At 48.3% G+C, this 17,913-nt stretch carries 15 protein-coding genes and 1 pseudogene; 3 read left to right on the plus strand and 13 right to left on the minus strand.

Annotation, left to right across the window (positions count from 1 at the left end; genetic code table 11):
- Together J1782_RS04980 and J1782_RS04985 are read right to left on the minus strand one after the other, a co-directional pair.
- On the minus strand, nucleotides 1-1,437 hold the full coding sequence (locus J1782_RS04980; protein WP_217152557.1) for a glycoside hydrolase family 1 protein: 1,437 nt from the start codon (nucleotides 1,435-1,437) through the stop codon (nucleotides 1-3).
- 19 nt (nucleotides 1,438-1,456) lie between these two features.
- Nucleotides 1,457-2,386, minus strand: a complete 930-nt coding sequence (locus J1782_RS04985) for a nucleoside recognition domain-containing protein (protein ID WP_217152558.1) — start codon at nucleotides 2,384-2,386, stop codon at nucleotides 1,457-1,459.
- 179 nt (nucleotides 2,387-2,565) lie between these two features.
- Between J1782_RS04985 and J1782_RS04990 the strand changes: the two genes are divergently transcribed.
- Nucleotides 2,566-2,970, plus strand: a complete 405-nt coding sequence (locus tag J1782_RS04990; RefSeq protein WP_152323913.1) for a GFA family protein — start codon at nucleotides 2,566-2,568, stop codon at nucleotides 2,968-2,970.
- A gap of 271 nt (nucleotides 2,971-3,241) precedes the next feature.
- Nucleotides 3,242-4,273, plus strand: a complete 1,032-nt coding sequence (locus J1782_RS04995; RefSeq protein ID WP_371819741.1) for a methyltransferase — start codon at nucleotides 3,242-3,244, stop codon at nucleotides 4,271-4,273.
- A 102-nt stretch (nucleotides 4,274-4,375) separates the two neighbouring features.
- On the opposite strand, the gene J1782_RS05000 is transcribed toward J1782_RS04995, so the two are convergent.
- Entirely contained in the window at nucleotides 4,376-4,750 is a 375-nt protein-coding gene (locus J1782_RS05000) for a YebG family protein (protein WP_217152559.1), read from the minus strand.
- Between the two features lie 160 nt (nucleotides 4,751-4,910).
- Here J1782_RS05000 and J1782_RS05005 point away from each other — a divergent pair, with 160 nt between their 5' ends.
- Nucleotides 4,911-5,387 (plus strand): GNAT family N-acetyltransferase, encoded by a 477-nt coding sequence (locus tag J1782_RS05005; protein ID WP_165060407.1) that lies wholly within the window; start codon nucleotides 4,911-4,913, stop codon nucleotides 5,385-5,387.
- Between the two features lie 8 nt (nucleotides 5,388-5,395).
- On the opposite strand, the gene J1782_RS05010 is transcribed toward J1782_RS05005, so the two are convergent.
- From J1782_RS05010 to J1782_RS05055, 10 genes and pseudogenes are all read right to left on the minus strand, one after another.
- Entirely contained in the window at nucleotides 5,396-5,878 is a 483-nt protein-coding gene (locus J1782_RS05010; RefSeq protein WP_165060409.1) for a DUF1003 domain-containing protein, read from the minus strand.
- A gap of 152 nt (nucleotides 5,879-6,030) precedes the next feature.
- Complete coding sequence (locus tag J1782_RS05015; RefSeq protein WP_217152560.1) at nucleotides 6,031-6,279, minus strand: hypothetical protein; 249 nt, start codon at nucleotides 6,277-6,279, stop codon at nucleotides 6,031-6,033.
- Nucleotides 6,280-6,757: 478 nt separating this feature from the next.
- Complete coding sequence (locus J1782_RS05020; protein WP_217152561.1) at nucleotides 6,758-7,567, minus strand: hypothetical protein; 810 nt, start codon at nucleotides 7,565-7,567, stop codon at nucleotides 6,758-6,760.
- Between the two features lie 12 nt (nucleotides 7,568-7,579).
- Complete coding sequence (locus J1782_RS05025) at nucleotides 7,580-10,021, minus strand: type VI secretion system Vgr family protein (protein ID WP_217152562.1); 2,442 nt, start codon at nucleotides 10,019-10,021, stop codon at nucleotides 7,580-7,582.
- 35 nt (nucleotides 10,022-10,056) lie between these two features.
- Entirely contained in the window at nucleotides 10,057-11,826 is a 1,770-nt protein-coding gene (tssF, locus tag J1782_RS05030; RefSeq protein WP_217152563.1) for a type VI secretion system baseplate subunit TssF, read from the minus strand.
- A gap of 16 nt (nucleotides 11,827-11,842) precedes the next feature.
- The gene (locus J1782_RS05035) at nucleotides 11,843-15,136 is read right to left on the minus strand and encodes an ImcF-related family protein (RefSeq protein WP_217152564.1); all 3,294 of its coding nucleotides are present in this window, start codon (nucleotides 15,134-15,136) and stop codon (nucleotides 11,843-11,845) included.
- Nucleotides 15,126-16,340, minus strand: a complete 1,215-nt coding sequence (locus tag J1782_RS05040; protein ID WP_217152565.1) for a hypothetical protein — start codon at nucleotides 16,338-16,340, stop codon at nucleotides 15,126-15,128. The genes J1782_RS05035 and J1782_RS05040 overlap by 11 nt, the downstream gene beginning before the upstream one ends.
- 3 nt (nucleotides 16,341-16,343) lie before the next feature.
- Nucleotides 16,344-16,610 (minus strand): PAAR domain-containing protein, encoded by a 267-nt coding sequence (locus J1782_RS05045; RefSeq protein ID WP_217152566.1) that lies wholly within the window; start codon nucleotides 16,608-16,610, stop codon nucleotides 16,344-16,346.
- Nucleotides 16,611-16,647: 37 nt separating this feature from the next.
- Complete coding sequence (locus J1782_RS05050) at nucleotides 16,648-17,151, minus strand: hypothetical protein (RefSeq protein ID WP_217152567.1); 504 nt, start codon at nucleotides 17,149-17,151, stop codon at nucleotides 16,648-16,650.
- Nucleotides 17,141-17,913 (minus strand): annotated as a pseudogene (locus J1782_RS05055) (lytic transglycosylase domain-containing protein); the annotation flags it as partial. The gene J1782_RS05050 and the pseudogene J1782_RS05055, both read right to left, overlap by 11 nt.

Below are 17,913 nucleotides of genomic sequence, written 5' to 3' on the forward strand. Positions count from 1 at the left end.
TTAGCTGATATCTGCGCCGTTGGTGGCGATCACTTTCTGATACCAGTGGAAAGATTTCTTTTTGTAACGGTTGCCGGTGCCGGAGATTTTGTCATCGAGATCGACATAAATCAGGCCGTAGCGTTTGCTCATCTCGCCGGTGGACATACTCACCAGATCGATACAACCCCATGGCGTGTAACCCATCAGATCCACGCCGTCTTCAATGGCTTCTGCCATCACAGCGATATGCTGGCGCAGGTAGTTGATACGGTAATCATCGGCGATAAAGTGGTTTTCATCCGGCTTATCGACGGCACCTAACCCATTCTCAACAATAAACAGCGGCTTTTCATAGCGATCGTAAAGCTGGTTCAGCGCGATGCGCAGGCCCACCGGATCGATTTCCCAGCCCCAGTCGCTGGCTTCGAGGAACGGGTTGCGCGCGCCACCGAGCAGGTTGCCTTGCGCGGGCACCGCGTCGGGATTGGTTTTGTTGATGGTTGAAGACATGTAATAGCTAAAACCAATGTAATCCACCGTGTGCTGTTTAATCAGCGCCAGATCGTCCGGCTGAATGTCCAGCACGACGCCCTGCGATTCCCATAAACGTTTGGCGTAGTACGGATATTTACCGCCCGCCTGCACGTCCGCGCAGTAGAAGTTAAACGCCTGCGTCTCTTTCAGGGTTTCCAGCTGGTTCACCGGATTGCAGTCATAGGCGTAATGGGTGGCGAACAGGATCATGCAGCCGATCTGAATCTGAGCATTCGTTTCGCGGGCAATTTTGACCGCCAGGCTGCTGGCCACGAACTGGTTATGCCATGCCTGGAATTTGGCCTGAGCTTCCAGCGCGCCGGTTTTGACCGTCAGCCCCTGGCTCATGATCGGGAAATGCGCCGCACTGTTGATCTCGTTGAAGGTCATCCAGTATTTCACTTTATGACCAAATCGCGTCAGCATCGTGCGGGCAAAACGCTCAAAGTGGCCGATCAGTTCACGGTTTTTCCAGCCACCGAATTCGGTCGCCAGATGCAGCGGCATTTCGTAGTGGGAAAGGGTAATTACCGGCTCGATACCGTGCGTGATACAGGCGTCAATCACCTTGTCATAGTGCGCCAGACCGGCTTCGTTCGGCTGTTGTTCAATGCCATCTGGATAGATGCGTGTCCAGGCGATAGAAAAGCGGTAACATTTGAAACCCATTTCCGCAAACAGGGCAATATCTTCCTCAAAACGATGATAGTGATCGATGCCCTTGTGGTTCGGATAGGTGTATTTTTCGGTATCCAGCGTGAAATCAAATTCTGCTGAAGAAACAATGCGTAACCGGTCTTTACCGCCGGGAATGGCATCAACAATCGACAGCCCTTTACCGTCCTGATCATACGCCCCTTCAACCTGATTGGCCGCTGTCGCGCCGCCCCACATAAAGCCTTGCGGAAACTTCTCTTTCATAAAAAACTCCCTTGAACAGTCAAAATACCAATGCGTGAATAGCGCTGCGAATGAGGATGCCGATGATCGCGCCCGGTAGCGCAAAGCGGAACAGCCGGACGAAGCGGCTGGCGATCCCCAGAAAAATACCGATACCGGGTAAATCGAGCGTCTGGATCAGAAAACCACTGGAAGCATTGACCTGCTGCGGGGAAAAAAGCCCGCGATGAATCAGTTCAGACACCACGCCGTAATAGGCGGTGCCGCCCGCAAGCATTTTGGTCAGCGCGGGCAGAACGTACACGTCTGAAATACTGAAATATCCCAGCACTGGCCCGAGCAGACGGGTCAGAAACTCAATCGCCCCGGCTTCTTTTAAAATACCGACGACGGTCAGCGAGAGGATCAGCATCGGCACAGAACCCAGCGCCAGACGGATTGCATCCGAGCCCGCGCCGTTAATGATGGCGATCAGCCCTTTGCCGGCCTTGTCTTCCAGCGGATTACCTTCACGTTCCGGTGCGGTGGCCGAAAGACGACGGCCAAACAGATAGTAGGTCGCACTGGCTGCGCCGAGTCCACCGACAATAGAAATGATAATCGCCGCGCCCCAGTGCAGGCCGTAAGGAATAAGCGGATAAAACACGTTGCCCTGCCCCATGGCAAAAAGCATGGCCAGCGTGGCGGCGAGATGGCGGTCGGACGTCCCTCTCTTTTCCATCAGCGCCAGTGACGCCAGCGGTGCCGCGAAACTCACAAAATTCAGCTGGATCAGGGCAAATACTGCCATACCCGTGACGCCAAAAGGGCGTAAAACCGGCGTCACCAGCCGGACTATCCCGTCGAGAACGCCACGAACTTCCAGGTACTTCATGATGATCAGCATGACCACCATGATTGGGATCAGCGTGTAAAGCGCCACGTTAACTGAGGCTTTCCCCGCCGAGAGAATGATCCCGATAATGTCCATTACCCGCTCCGCAAAAATAAATTGCCAGTAACATAGCGCCAAGCTGACGTGTTGTCATGCGGTTGAGCAATGATAAAAAAGCGGCTAACGTAACTGAACGCCTGTCAGCTTCTATGAAAACAGTCAACACGGTAAACCGGCTAACCCGCTCATTTGCCGGACGATCTCAGGAGATTTCCATGTCAGATAAAGTGTCTGCCCAATGTCATTGCGGTTCGGTTGTCTTCAGCGCCGTACTGACTGATGGCTATAACAACGTGCTCCGCTGCAATTGTTCATTCTGCCGTATGCGCGGGGCGGTCGTCGTCCCGGCTCAGGAAGTGGATGTGATCAAGGGCAAGGACTCGCTTACCGAATACCGGTTCAACACCGGCGAAGCAGCCCATTTCTTCTGCTCAGTTTGCGGGATTTACACCTTCCACCAGCGCCGTTCCAATCCTGAATTCTATGGCGTGAATGTCGCCTGTATCGAAGGCGTATCGCCGTTTGATTTCCCGGTGGTCAGCGTCAGCGACGGCATTAATCATCCAAAAGACGGCGGTAAAGGCGGCGTGGCGGGATATATTCGTTACGAGCCGAAATAAATACGAGACGAAGTAATCTGGCTCTGAAAACTAACAAAAATGGCGTCCCGGTAACGCCATTTTTATTTTATCAAATAAAGTCGCGTCCCGTTTAAATGACAGCGGCCCGTTATCTTTACGGGTTTATCTTTTCTGAATTTACCCTGACATTGTTGTTTCTCTTTTTCTGTCCTAATGTTTTTCCCGAGAATAATTTCTCTCTATGGACAAATAAAATTGCAGCGTAGTTTTGCAAATTTATTCGCATTTCAATTTTGCGTGGAGAATTATTGTGACTAACACAACTGTTGCTATTTCAGAAAGTGATTCAGCGGCTTTGCATTTATTAGAGCAGGCAATGGGATATACCTTTCAGGCGTCACTGCGCGCCGTGGCGGAGTTATGCGTTGCTGATTGTCTGGTCAAAGGCCCTAAAACGCCCGATGTACTGGGCAAAGAACTGGGCGTCAACCCGCGGCAACTCTACCGTGTGATGCGGATGGTGGCGTCTAAGAATATCTTTAAGGAACATGAAAGCGGTGAGTTTTCCCTGACGCCTTCCGCCGAATTTTTACGTTCAGACGTCCCCGGTTCCCTGCGTGCGGCGGTATTAATGCTGACGCATGAAACACTCTGGCTTCCGCTCGGAAATGTTATAGAAAATATTCGCGGCGAATCCGCCTTTAAAAATCGTTACGGTATGAATTTCTACGAGTATTGGGCTCAGGAAAGTGCGCATGACGGTATTAATGATTTTGACCGGGGAATGTCATCCATGTCTTCGATTGAAAATAACTTCATCGTTCGGAGTTATCATTTCCCTGATAAATCAACCGTCGTGGATATTGCCGGTGGCATGGGCGGATTATTATTAAAAGTGTTGCAACATAATCCGACGCTGCACGGTATTTTATTCGATCAGCCGCAGGTCTTGCCTAAAAACCGTCTCAGCGAGTTGGGCGATGATTCCCGCTGGGAATTGCATCCCGGCAGTTTCTTTGAATCCTGCCCGACGGCGGATTTTTATATGTTGAAATACATCACGATGGACTGGCCGGAAGAACAGGCGCGCAACATACTACGCACCTGCCGCAATGCCATGCACGCCGGTTCGAAGCTGCTCATCATGGAACCGGTCATTCCGCGCGGAAACGCCTGGCACGGCGGCAAGGAAGTCGATCTGCTTTTGCTGGCAAGTTTTGATGGCGGGCAAACGCGTTCCGAAGATGAAATCAAAGCGTTGCTGGCGGATGCCGATCTCAAACTGAACCGCATTATTGATACAGGTTGCTACGTCTCGATTGTTGAAGCGGAAATTCGCTGATATCTGGCGGGAAAACGTTGCGCAGATGCAGTGATAAAGGGGCACGCGGGATATTGCCAGTGCGTGCCCTTTCTGTTTCCGTCGCTCTTTATGGCAAAAAAGTCAGGCGGCTTTCACTGCGCGGGCTTTTTTCGGTGCAGGTGCTGCTTTTTCTTCCGTTTCTGCATCCGCTTCGACGTGTTCCACAGCTACAGGCTCTGCGGTTTCTTCAGTGGTCTCGTCAGCAACGACCGCTATGGTTTCCGGTAATTTACTGGTGCGCAGGATATGCTGAACGGCATCTTTTTGCTCAGCGAGGTGCAGCGCGATATTTTCCGCCAGCACTTCGTCAATCTCAAGCCCGCTCTGCGATAACCACTCGGTGAAGGTATCTGCCATATCGAGCATCTTGTCGTAAGCGTCTGCATCTTTTTTATTGGCAAATGTCATTTTCTCTTCACCTTTTCTGACGACAACAAATTTTGTTTCAACAGCCATGACTCGCTCCTTATACTGTAATTATATACAGCATATTAATGATGAGTGCAGGATACAACATTCAGCCAGCTTTTTACAGCCCGACTGTATGAAATCTCGACCGGCCTGCGCTACATTCGTACGGTGATCATTAAAACAACCGAAACTCGCGGAGAATACAGTGACAGCAACCGACGTATGCCAGTGGACAAAAGGCGCATTCCATATCACCACGGATAAAACCGCGCAGGATATTCCGGCGATCCATCGTTACCTGACCCGCTCAACGTGGGCTGCCGGAATTGACGAGCAAACCGTGCGCGATTCCGTTGAAAACAGTCTCAACTTTGGTCTGTTTGAAGGCGAAAAACAAATCGGTTTCGCCCGCTTTATCACTGATTACGCCACCTTTGCTTACCTGTGCGACGTCTATGTGCTGGAAGACTATCAGGGTAACAACCTCGGCGGCTGGCTGGTCGAATGCTGCCAGTCGCATCCGGTTTCCGCGCGCCTGCGCCGCATGGTGTTGTTCACCACCACCGCGCCCTGGTTGTATGAAAAATTTGGTTACGAACCGGTAAACAGGCCGGATTATGCGTGGGCGATAACCCGGCCTGATATTTATCGAAAGAAAAGTGACTTGAATGAGGACGTGTAGCGTTTTGTTTACCGGCTGGCCAGCTGCGTTGTCAGGGTTTCAATCCGCTCGGCCAGCTCTTTGGTCAGCGAGGTCAACTCTATGTTCTGCTGGACTAAAACCAGTAACTGGGCGGAATTTTCTTCAGCCACAGTCTGACGTTTTGCCATCGCATCATCCAGATCTTCACGGTGCTGAGCATCCGTCAGCGCGTGTGCCTGGTCGCGTTCGGCCTGACGGGTCTGCGCCAGTAAAATCAGCGGTGCCGCGTAAGCTGCCTGCAAACTGAAGGCCAGATTCAGAAGAATAAACGGATAGGGGTCGAATTTGGATAGCCCGGAAATGTTCAGGTAGATCCAGACTGCCACAATCACTGTCTGCGCGATGAGGAACGTCGGCGTGCCAAAGAACCGGGCGAATGCTTCGGCTTTGAGAGCGAACCATTGTTCACCAAACGTGTGACTGTGGCCTTTCAGCGGGCGATAAAAACGGAATTTTTTGACGGGCTGCATCGTGTTGACTCTCATGTTTCGGTGAAAACGGCTTACGACGGGGCTTAACTCTATCGCTATTTTGCCGCTTCCCAAAGCAGTGAGAGTCCCGGCAGTATTAACATACCGTCAATGAAACGGTGAAAAGTGTTCTGCGGGATTTTGAACAAAGATTAGTTGTCATATGTATTGGATACGTCATTGTTGCCCATAACAACGTCTGAAAAAGTGCCTGTTGGCCATGTGATTCCTGTATCTACGGTACTCTCTACACTTCTTTGTTGTCGATATGTGGTCACAGCAAATGGTATTTGCCCCACAGCATCACACCAGTAAGGAATTTCATCTATGAGTGTAAGAAGGAACTTTGCTCCGCAAACGGGATTTTGTTTCCAATCTCCTGGGAATTTGTTGTAGTACATTAAAGACATCCTTGGGACCACAGCGAATTTTTCTATATCATGCCATGTAAAGACTCTGTACACATTTTTCACTTATTCCAATTTAGGTGGGATTGTTGGTGTCCTCGATTATTATTATCAATCCTATTGGGTTACTTTCATCTTTGTTAGAATCATAAGCTGAATTGAACATATAATCACACTAATGACAGTTAATAAAATCCCTTTTAATGGCAGTGTGGCGAGAAAGTAGAAATTAACAAACATGAGGGTTATTACAAACATAATAATTGCTTGTTTCAATCTCACAATGGAGACTACAAAAAAACATATACATATAATAATTTGGGATATAATCAGTGAGATTCCATCTCCAACATTATGATGAGCTGATTTTTTTGTTATTTCATAATATAATTGCGAACACCAATCATATAAAAACATCAGTGCAATACAACATAAAATGCACAAGATTAACTTTAACAAAATAATGATTTTTTTACTCATCTTTCCATATTGCATAGTTCGAATACTCATTTGTGTTAATCTGTTTGCCTAGTCTTTCAGACGGAATGTTGTGCGATATTTCTGTTACTTTTGCAGCAGGGTATGTTTCTTCGCTATTTTCAATCTTATAGTTATATTTTTCACTTGCGTATAAAGCCCCTCTAAGGACAAAAAAGTTATCATAAGTATTTGAATGGTCGATCTTACCCAGGGAAGCATCTATAGGTTTACCAGTTGCCCATTTTATGCCAGTTCTTACTGTGGATTCGATATTTTTGCTCATTCTATAAGTATCAACAGCAAATGGAATTTGCCCAACTGCATCTGTCCAATAAGGAATGTCTGCTACGAGCACCATTAGATATCCATTTCCGCCTTCTGGGTTCCCCTTCCAATCGCCAGTACCTCCGGACCTAAATGAAAGAGAAGGTCTGTCCACATTAGCAAATTGTGCTATATCGTCCCATGAGAATATTTTATATGCACTCTTTACCTCTTCATTTTCATTTACATAAAGAAGCTCGCGATAGTCATCGGCTAATGGTTCAAACCATTGAAATTTATATTTATCATATAAAATCTGTGCTGTTATAATTTGGAAGATATCTTCATCCTTACATTTCAGGATAAATAAAATATCACCATTACTTCTGGTCACCACTATGAAAGGTGGTACGTCTACGTTATGTGCAGTCTTATCCTGTTTTGGCGTTGTTTTCGCCTTGATTACTAATTCTGTTTTATTATCTTTTGTTCTGAAGCTATAGCTTTTGCCATCAATTATATGTGTCGTCATTTTCATTTTGCATTATCCCTAACTAATGAAAATATTAATTTCTGATATATTTTCATTTTCCCCTGTGTATGTACTTGCTCCCTCCCCTGAGGTCAGATGTTCACCCCCTTCTGTTTCCAACCTGTAGTTAACCGGTGATGAGAATTTAATATCTCTGTCAAAGGCTGTTATTACCTGACCAAACTCTGTGAAATGTAGTGGTTTCTGGGATGGATTACTCATGCCATGGTGTTTCGTTAAACGCTTATACTCACCATTCGTGCCGTACTCGACCTTCCCCTCCTGAAGGGTCAGATAACTTCCACCGGCGTTCAGGGTGATTTTCTTTTTAGCCGCAAAGATCACTTCGTCATCAGTACTGGTAAGTTTGATTGTGCCTTTCGCATCGAGTCTCATGGAATCGTTTTGAGCCTGAATGTCGATCTTGCCTTGGTTCACTTTAAACGAGAGGCCCCCTTTCAGGGCATAAATCCCCAGTTTCTCACCAACTTGCAACGTGAGTCGTTTCCAGACGCCTATGTCCATATTTTTGCCACTGGACATCATAATGTTTTGGTCGGCAGCTAGCTGTAGGTGTTCTCCGCTGGCGAGAGCAATACCCTGCGGGGCGACCAGCAGTGCGACTTCATTAAGTGGTTTAAGGCGGCTCTCATACATTCCAATTTGGGCATGTATATCGGCGACGAGGGCATCCGCTTGCTGTGCCGCTTCTGTGAGGCTCTCCAGTTGCTGGTTCAAATGTTCAATCTGGTCGAGTGCGGTAGCAGAGTCAGTCACATCACCTGAGGCTTTACTTTGCTCATAGGCACTCATCAGCAGCCCTTTAGCCGCCCGCACTGCACCAAAGTCATCAGTTCTCAGTTCGAGTCCTTCTCCCCGTTGCACGTTGGCATTGTCAACCAGATGGCCGATGTTGATTTGAGATTTACCGTACTCAGTCGCCAGTTTTCCGTGCTCTTTGCCCCGCGTATCATCAAATCTCAGTTTGTTATTAGCTGGCGTTCTCAGGACATTACGCTTGTTATTTTCCTGCGTGACCGGGTCGATGCGTGATGAGTTATGTTTGGCATGTGCAATATACGGGCGATTTGGGTTGCCACCTTCGAATCCAATGGCCACTTCTGCCCCTTCGATCAAGGGCATATCTAAACCATAGGTGTCACCTGCATACACTTTTGCCTGCCTAAGCCACAGACTTTCATATCCGGGAGTCCAGCTGTCGAGATCAAAATCGAATTTTGCCCTGTAACGTCCAAACTCATCCAAATGTGCATAGATGTCGTCTGCTTTAACGCTGGTTATGCGCCCTGCCACCGTTCCTTTAATCTCTGGTGACACTGGAACAACGGGTCTGAAACCAACAGTTTCACTGTAGGGAATGCCTTTAAACGTGACACTGTAATGTTTTTCTCTGGAAGCGCCGACGGTTATACCCGTGATCAATATTCCGTCAGAAAAGGCAGCGGGCATATTACCCGTCAGCTCCAGCATTTGCCCGGGAATAAGTCCCGCAGCGTTGGCATGGCCAGACAGAGCCATCTGCTGATTTAATCGTTGTTCATGCCCAAGCTTTGATATAAAACGTCCGCTATTTGTATCAGGATCCGACTGAGAACCTAATGAAGGGTAATTGAAGCCATAGTGATAGGCCTTTCCTTCCGTTGCTGACTGGATTCCCTTCAAGGACGCTTCTGCTAACAGAGGTGACCGGGCATCCCGATAGTTATAGGTCTTCACCTGTACTGAATCTGTTACAACACGGTGTTCACTGCAAAGATCCCAAACGGCTTCCACGCTGTTGTCAGAAAGCCCGCTCTGATTAACGACCGGTAGCCGGTGATTAAACTGATAATGTTGCTGGTCATCGCCGAATACAATTTGTTCACAGTCGAGCTCGGTATTCATCTCGAATCTAAACCATATCCCCACTTCTGCCAGCAACTGGAAGATATAATCGAGGTCGGGCTGATCCCACTGAATGAGCTGCTCATGCCGGGGATAAGCATTTTTCAGCGTAAAGCTGAATTTCCAACCTTCAAATCCATGTAAATCACGCAGGATCTTTTCTACCAGCTCAGGGATCGACACATTTTGATATACCGCACTTCGACGAGTATTCCTCAGCAGCGACAGCTCTGGCTCAAGGGTGACACGGTAATGCGTTTCGTCCCCAGATGTTGAAATTTGCTCAAAGCCGGTGATCATCCCGTAGACCGAACGCAGGACAACCGGGGCAGCAATGAGCGGAAGCGTGGGATCATTTAAGGTGAACGTTGCTCGTCTTAGAAGAATGCTTTCGGGTAGGATTTCTGACGTGCTGGTGAAATCGATACAGTATCGGTATGGCTGACTCAGCGCTTCGTCGCCGGTGAAGGATTCAACGTCGATGAGTGCGGCGTGGTCGTCAACAATGAGGTGATATCGGTTCAGGCTGGTGGTGATGAGTTGGGACGGTGACATATAGCGCTCTCCTGCGCAAAATTCACGAAATCAAATTAACCTAATCGTTTACTATGCTTTTCTGACCAACCTATCCGGCGTCCTTCAGGCTCAACGACTAAAGTGATCCGATTAAACCGGTGTATGTCCGCATATTGGCCATGAAACTGGCTAAGGAACTCACCGAAGAACCGGAAATCCCCCTCACCGGCGTAATGCGAGCTGTCTATCGTGATCTCGACATCAACGCCACGCAACAGTAACCCTTTTTCGAATCTCTCAATTCCATAATGGACGACCTTGGTAATGCCCTCGATTCTGCGTTTGTTCGTCGGATCGTCTGTCCAGTTATAGAGGGCCAGCGTATTTTTTAGTACTTCGGCATCTTCCATCATGCTGAGAAAATTTGACCCCATATGGCTCATAATTTTCCAATGGTATTGGTCGATATTAGGCGGGTAACACGCCAGCGTCGGCTTACTGAGGTTTAGTACTCTCAGGTTGGTGAATGACGCATCAGCATCCAGCGTATCGAGCAGAACGTCACTGAGGACCATGCGTGGCAGGTTGCCATTGGTACCGGTAAGATGAACCGTTAGGCTCTTCTTCGGCAACGTGCGTTCTTCTTCAAACGATGAGCCGCCCAGAATTAGCCATGTTTCCGATCGGCCAGAAGGGCCACGACGCACCCGGGTATGGAAATACCGTTCCGGGAACCGGTGATGCCTTGCTCCGCCCTGATGCTGAAACGAGCTGAAAGCCAGATATTCCTGCTGGTTTTCCCGTTTGGTTGAGCATACCCGGTCTACGCTGAATACCTCTACATGGCCATCGCTTTCATGCAGCGGTGTCGTCAGATACTCACTGTCTTGTGGATTAAGGCGAAGCGGTAAGGCATCCAGTGAGAACAAATTGATCACGGGCACGCAGTGGAGCCTGAAGTTCTCATGACTCACAGAGAAGTCTGGATTCCATTGACGGTTGAAGACAATTTCAATGTCGAATGACGTCATTCCCTCTGGAAAAATCACTTTTTCCAGCCCTTTTAGCGTGATGAACATAAATTTTTCACGAAAGGTAAAGTACTCGAACATCAAACGGTAACCCTGCATATCCGGACGCTCTTCATTGGGCATCAGCCGGTCAGTGTCTTCGAAACCGTTCAGGGCAAAATATCCGTCAAAGGGGTAACGCTCGGTATCACCTGAATAACGGATGTACGCAGTTTTTTGGTCGCAGTCTGTCAGTGATACATGAAGCTCAGAGGCTAAAGGGAGATCTGCGTTTAGATACACCGGGATGCGTGCGAGGTCAATTTCACTCCAGTTAGCCAAGTGGCTGCATTCAAAACGCAGTCTCAGGAATGTGAGGCCGCTATTTTCATAATGGATGCCAGCTTTTGTTATCGTCATCGGACGGAGGGTAAGATCCCGGGTTGTACGGTACCGGCATACGGTATTCCTGGGACCTAGTGGTCTCGAGGTCACTTCGAATTTTGCAGGGACTATTTCACAGACTTTTTGACTACGGACATTCTGGCTAAATTCCACAATGCAAAGAGACGGAATGAGCCGTAGATACTGGCTCCACAGCATGTTGACAAGCCCTTCCGTGAGTTCAGGGATATCGTCATCGAGCTTTTCTCTTAACCTGCCCATGAGAAAGGCGAATCCCTGAAAGACTTGTTCGACGGAGGGATCATAAGCACCCGGACTCATCATGCCCAATCTTGCTGCGGCCCCAGGGTTGGTCTGCATAAACTCTTTTGCCGCGTCACGCAGGTAGCGCATTTCTGCATCAAAATAACGCAGCGTTAAGTCTTCCATGGTATCCCTTACCCTTTTATTTGGTGTTGAAAATCCTGTCAGGCAGGTCAAAACCTTTTAATTTCAGAAGTACGAGTGGGCCTTCCCCCTCGGCCGTTCGTATTTGATACTTCAGCGGTGATCCGTCAGGTACAGTAAAGTCAATTTGGTAAAGCTGAGGCGCCAGTTGCGTGACCTTCGCCGTATCAAGTAATCGAATAAACGACATATTTCCGGCTGCCGAATAATATATTCGGGCTCCGGCTTTAATACTTGTCCAGACCAGCTCGCTGTAAGAGCCCCAGACATCGACGGGCCACGCAAAGTTTTGCCAGACTGGCATCTGGTTAAAATAAATCAGTGACTGACCGTCAATTTTCAGTTCGGTTTGAACCACATCACGCGAAGGTACCGGAAGCAGATCAAACTCAACCTGCTGGTCACCACGGCCGTATAACACCTGAGAGACATCATTCAGGCGATTGATAGCCGCAATGAACGCCGGATTAAACCTAATGCCCTTCACCGCACTGTCAGGCACCCATTTTCCGGCTTCTTTACGTAATACCCCTTGAAGGTTATCTGAGATAAACCTGTCTATCAGACCGGTATCAGGCCGGATAAACAGGCTCAGATCTGACAGGGATAAGTCCGTCTTGCCGGGAGCAAATGGGTAGACATCAGCGAAGCGGGTATGCCATTTCGCAGAGATCTCCGTTTGCCATTGCTTATTTATCTGAGTACCGGAAGGAGCAAGCACCTGCCGCCATGAAAGGTTCATTGGATTTAAAAACAGTGACTGGCTAAAGGGCCTCAGTGACTTCCCCAGACTCATCGTCAGTTGGTCGACAAAGGCCTTGCTGTCGGGTAAGTCAATTGCTGTCCCTCTTAGCACGGTGTTGCCCAGCCCTTGAGCCTGAACCCGGGGATCGGAAGACTGGCTAACCTGCTGGAGTTTCTGTTGTAACCGGCTGACCTGACTCAGGTAGGATTTGAAATTCCAGCCAGAGACCTCGTTTCCCACCACGTGTATTCCCATAAATCCAAGTGCCGGGCCAAATGACGTCAGCATCGGTTCGGGCAATTGCCATTTTGGCGCAAGTCGGGCTTTTCGGTACGAATTGGGGCCTTTGTAAACCAGATCTTCCTCTGTTTCAGCAATACGCGTTGCACCAGCCTGTAGCTGAACGCTCAGCTTATCCATGAGATTGTTCAGTGGTGATCTTCGGGCATCCGTCATGATACTCAGTTGCTTCAGCGTTGCGGCGAGTGCTGGCGCTTTATTCCAGCGCAGACTGTTTAAAAACAGGTTCCACTGAGCAGCAAAATCGCTGAAATACCGTTCTTTCAGTCTGGCGGTCACCGCCTCGGGGGAAAGTTCCCTGGTGACCGGGTGGACTCCATCACTCAATACCCAACCAATCTGCTCCGCTCGTTTTTGTCTCAGTTGCTCCAGCTCCGGCTCAATAGCGGATTCCCATGCCTCGCGGCTATAGGCTCCCGGGATGGTGCGTGAGGTGTTGAATAGCCCTTCGGCATCCTCAGAACCAGTGAGACTCGCCAGCGACAATTCTGCATACTGCCGGGATGCGTTGTGAATAAGCGACCGGTAAAGGCCCTCATCGCTATTTTGCCCGGCAAGCTGGCTTAACAGAACGGTGCGGACTTTTTGAACGAGAGCGGCATCTGATGATTCTGCCCAGTCAGGACGTAGTCTCAGCTGCTCCGCGTAGAACAGAGTTAATGATGTCGAAAGACTTTGCCACTCCTTCTCCGGCATTTCGCGGGATTTAAACAGATGCGCAATCATGACATCGGACAGGAATTTAGGATCTACATGGTCAGGCTGGCTGATCATCAGGTACGCCTTCAGTGCATCGTAGTTCTGCTGCCATGTAGCCGGAGATGCAGATTGCGTTGCGACGATTTGAAGTTGTTTAAGCAGCTCTTCTAAGACCCTTTCCATAATTAACGCGTGGTTAATACCGGTATAGTGCCTGAGAAGAGCAGGAAGCAGCACGTCATCAATATTCAGGCCAAAAGCCGAATACCAAGGTGCGGGCGCTGTCTTCGCTAACAGTAATGACGTCAGTTTCTGCTGAAGCGCATATTGGGCGAGCAGCCGGTCCTGCAATGTCCGGCCAGAATCGTTCGCTTTATCAAGGAGTGCGGCTGTACTCATGATTTCATGTCGGTTAACAGCAAATGTCGCGATCGCCCCTATGCTCCAGATGAGCATGACCACGAGCAAAAAGTTAGCGATCCATTTATTCCATTTAATCCCGTTTCGCTCACAGGGATTGGCCCGTATCTGCGCAAGCATTTCGGTCCAGCGGGCGTCAGGGATCCAACTGTGGGGGTAGGTTGCGGCGCGGTCTGTCGGTAAAGAAAACATCACGCCAGCCACCCTCACCGGTGCAACATAATGTCTCCTCTCCCCAAGCGCTTTAGACAGCGTCGTGGCCACTCCTGAATTAAGCCGGTGAGACAGTCGCAGTAAAAAGTCATGTTTGATATTTTCCTGAAGCTGCCTTATTCCCTGCTGTCGAAGGGGGGCAATAAGTTCGCCGAGCAAAGCGGCAATGCTGGTGGCCGTGGGTTTCTCCGGTAAGAAGCATCCGACGGATTGCAGCGGGCGCTCGCTCTGCCCCCAGCCGCTGGTTTGCATGTCCCAAAGATAAACGGGTAACTGCCAGCCGACTATTGCGTACAACCGGTGAAAATGGTTCATCGCACTGTCAACGGTGTCGGCTTTGGCAATGCTAGCGTCGTCGGTGACCCACACTACCGCATCGGCCGGACGGTACCTTCTCAGGTGGGGCAGCATTCTGACGTAGACTGACGTCGATATCTCATTCGTCGCGCCGATCCATAACAGCAGGTTTCCCGCTCCCTCGATCCACCGCTGGGCAATCAGGCTCGGGAAGAGCTTTTCTACATCCCGCTCTTCTCCGCAGACGAGGAGTATTCGCGTTCTTCTGCCCCACCGTGAACCTAAATGGCTCTTCAGTCTGTCCTGAAGATCGGTATAGGGGTTTGCCTCTTTGACGGCCTGAGCAATAAATTCGAGCTGCTGTGGGTCATTAGCGCCCCACTGCTTATGTATCGCATTTCTTCCGCTGATATTGAGCAAAAGCTCCGTCAATAAGCCAATGAACACCACGCCAAACAAGGTGCAGAGCGCAGCGAATTTTAGTGTACTAAAGGTGGTGACAGACCAGCCGAAAAATTGTGGAAGGGTATCGCCCAGAAGGGCGACGGCCGCACAGAGAAAAAGGGCAATCACAAGGCAAAGGAATAAGAGAGCACCGGCCATTTTTTTAACGCGCATCGACAGCCTCCGAGGCTTTAGGCGCGGTAACGGCACCGATCCAACTTGCTCCATTTCCGGTCCCCCACACATACAATTGGGGCTCGCCGGTCATCCCGGCTTTTTCCCGGGCCGCATCAATGGTTATCCATGGCGCTGCCTTACCCAGGTAACCAATGACGTTATCCAACAGCCAGCTCCCCTGGCCTTGTTTCAGCGTGAGTCCGAATTTTTCAATAATTTCGAGCCAGTTCTCATCGCTGCCCATATCTTCACCGCTGAGCCATGCATTTTCTATCGCATCCGGTTTTAGATTTGCCCACAGTAAACTTCTGTCAAAAGAGTTAACGGCACGGCCCTTATCACTCTTCTCAGGGCGATGCACATTGGCCAGCGCAGGCATGCCAGACTGTGCTTCTCCCCGGTTGCAAAATACCTGGGAGCATACGGCCTCGCCGGTGTTCTCTTGGGGATGGTCTGTGACCTGTGCAGCCACAATAACGAGGACCGACGGTGTCATTGGCGGCAGGTCTAACCATGCGTCGAGCGCAGAAATATCGGTATGGTGACTGAGGGAAATGGTGGTCAGCTTGCTGGAAGACATCATCGGTTCCCAAAGCGCTTGTAGTTCTTCCTGCGTGATCCCCGCATTGATTTGCAGGGAGACATGACAGATAAAATTGTCGGGGAAAGACGATATGACCGAGGCTAATTTACTGAAGACTTGTCTGAGTGCAACAGTTGCAATGGCCGCTGCATTTGCGCCTTTTTCTCCTGCCAACCGACTGTGGCGTATTACACCTTCTCCGGCTCTGGAATGAGATGATTCGAGTACGCTGTTGTTTGCTAATGCCGCCTTAGCAAGTGACTGACGTTTTGGCGTGAGCGCCGTCGTCGTATCGCAATACACTAACCTTGCATAGCGCTGACCACGCAGCGTTTCATGCTCAACTATGTTCTCGCGCTCTGCGTCCCACGCGGATACCCAGACTTGTTTCGTCTTGTAAATCAGGCGGCGAAAGCTAAACAGAAACAGCCAAAGAGAAAACGGCAGGACGAGAAAATAAAACCAGAATGTGGAACCTGCCCGGCTTGAACGCCAAAACCACAACGTTAAGAATCCCCCGGCGACCATGAAAACCACCAGTGCGATCAGCCACCGTAAATTTCGGGGCCGGTTTGCTTTGGTTGCTTTTTGAGGAATAGCATCAAGATTAACGGGCATACTTTAGTCTACCGAAGCGTCAGGCATGGAGGTAATTAGCGTGCAACCGCAGGCACATTTGTCCCCATGAAACGCGACCATGCAGCCATCAGCGTCAAGATAGTTGGGGTTACCGGAAATAATGGTTGTGGGGCCATGACCTTCGAGTGGGCATGAGACTTTGTCACCCACACGGGCCACAGCGATACCGTTGATGATAATGACCTTCGACCCCTGCTGGACGATGCCACCGTGCGTTGTCTTGTCACCTACGCGGATAAACCCGGGCATAAAATCCTCTTTTAAAACGAATATGTATGAATGGTGATTAACGCACTTTAGTCAGCACGTTATTCTCAAACACCCATTTTTCTCCGGGTATTTTTTTGGATGTTCCTTCAACCTTAATGGAGGGAATGAAAATGCTTAATTTTTTAGGTTCAGTAATAACAGTCGGATAGTGACCACCACAAAAATCTATAGTTTTTTGTGATTTTAATAGGCCATCATCATTTTGAGAAATAACGTGGATAGGGCCTCCATCGCATGCATTACCCATCGGGTTGTCAATAAATATATAAACATACTCGTTAGACTCATAAAGATATGAAGATGTTATTAATGAAGGGGCGTTAAAACCGTTGCATTCATATTTTGTAGCCATTGCCCCATTGATTTGTATTTCACAAGTTCCTTTTTCAGATTTTGTTATAATTTGTTGAGATTGATTTGCAAAAGCATATGCGTTTGAAAGTATTAAAAATAAAAAAGTGAATAATAATGTAGCGGTTTTGATTCTTCCGTTTATAGAATGAGTTTTATTAGCCTTCATATGCAAACCCTTTTTTGTAAAAATCTTCTATGTTCATGATGATTTCTTTTTTAGTGATTTTCCCGTCATTATTTCTATCGTGGAATAAATTAACTTCATATGCATTCTGTCCCTTTGAGTACACAACATCATCATCTTTTAGTAGCATGGCAGAAGGTGTGAATATTGAAAGGTAGACGTCACCTAATGACCATTCACTAGTTGGATAATTAAAATTATTCGCCTGAGTTACGAAGTATTTCTTTACATAGTCCATTTGCTCAACATGAGTCATTGCTACGAGTTTGCTGGTACTTGTGCCTAAATCTTTCGCTGTATTAGCCATGAATTGAATTAAACCTGTAGCACTCGATTTTGGATTTTTAGTTGATGTGTTAAATTTCGTCCCGGTTTCAAGCGCTATACATGCCATAATATAATTAGGGTCAATAGATAATTCCGTACCTACGTCTATTAATTTTTGTTTAAAGTCTGCGGCGATCGCATTTCCAAACTTTTCTGAAACCAATTTAATCCAAATAAGTTTATTATTTTCTTTGAAGGCCTCTAAAAATGCGAAAGGATGCATATGCCAAACACCATTACTTCCATTTACACCCTTTACTTCGGCCATCCATGAAAGACTATCGATGAGGCTTTTATTCAATGTTGCATGTTGTGGATCGAAATCAGTCATATCCTTTAAAGGTTTGTTCCATATTGCTGAACCGCTTTTGTAAAACCACTCTGAAGGATGTTTTACGATTAACATATTCAGTTGCG

This window comes from Rahnella sp. BCC 1045, from assembly GCF_019049615.1.
Classification (GTDB): Bacteria; Pseudomonadota; Gammaproteobacteria; order Enterobacterales; family Enterobacteriaceae; genus Rahnella; species Rahnella contaminans.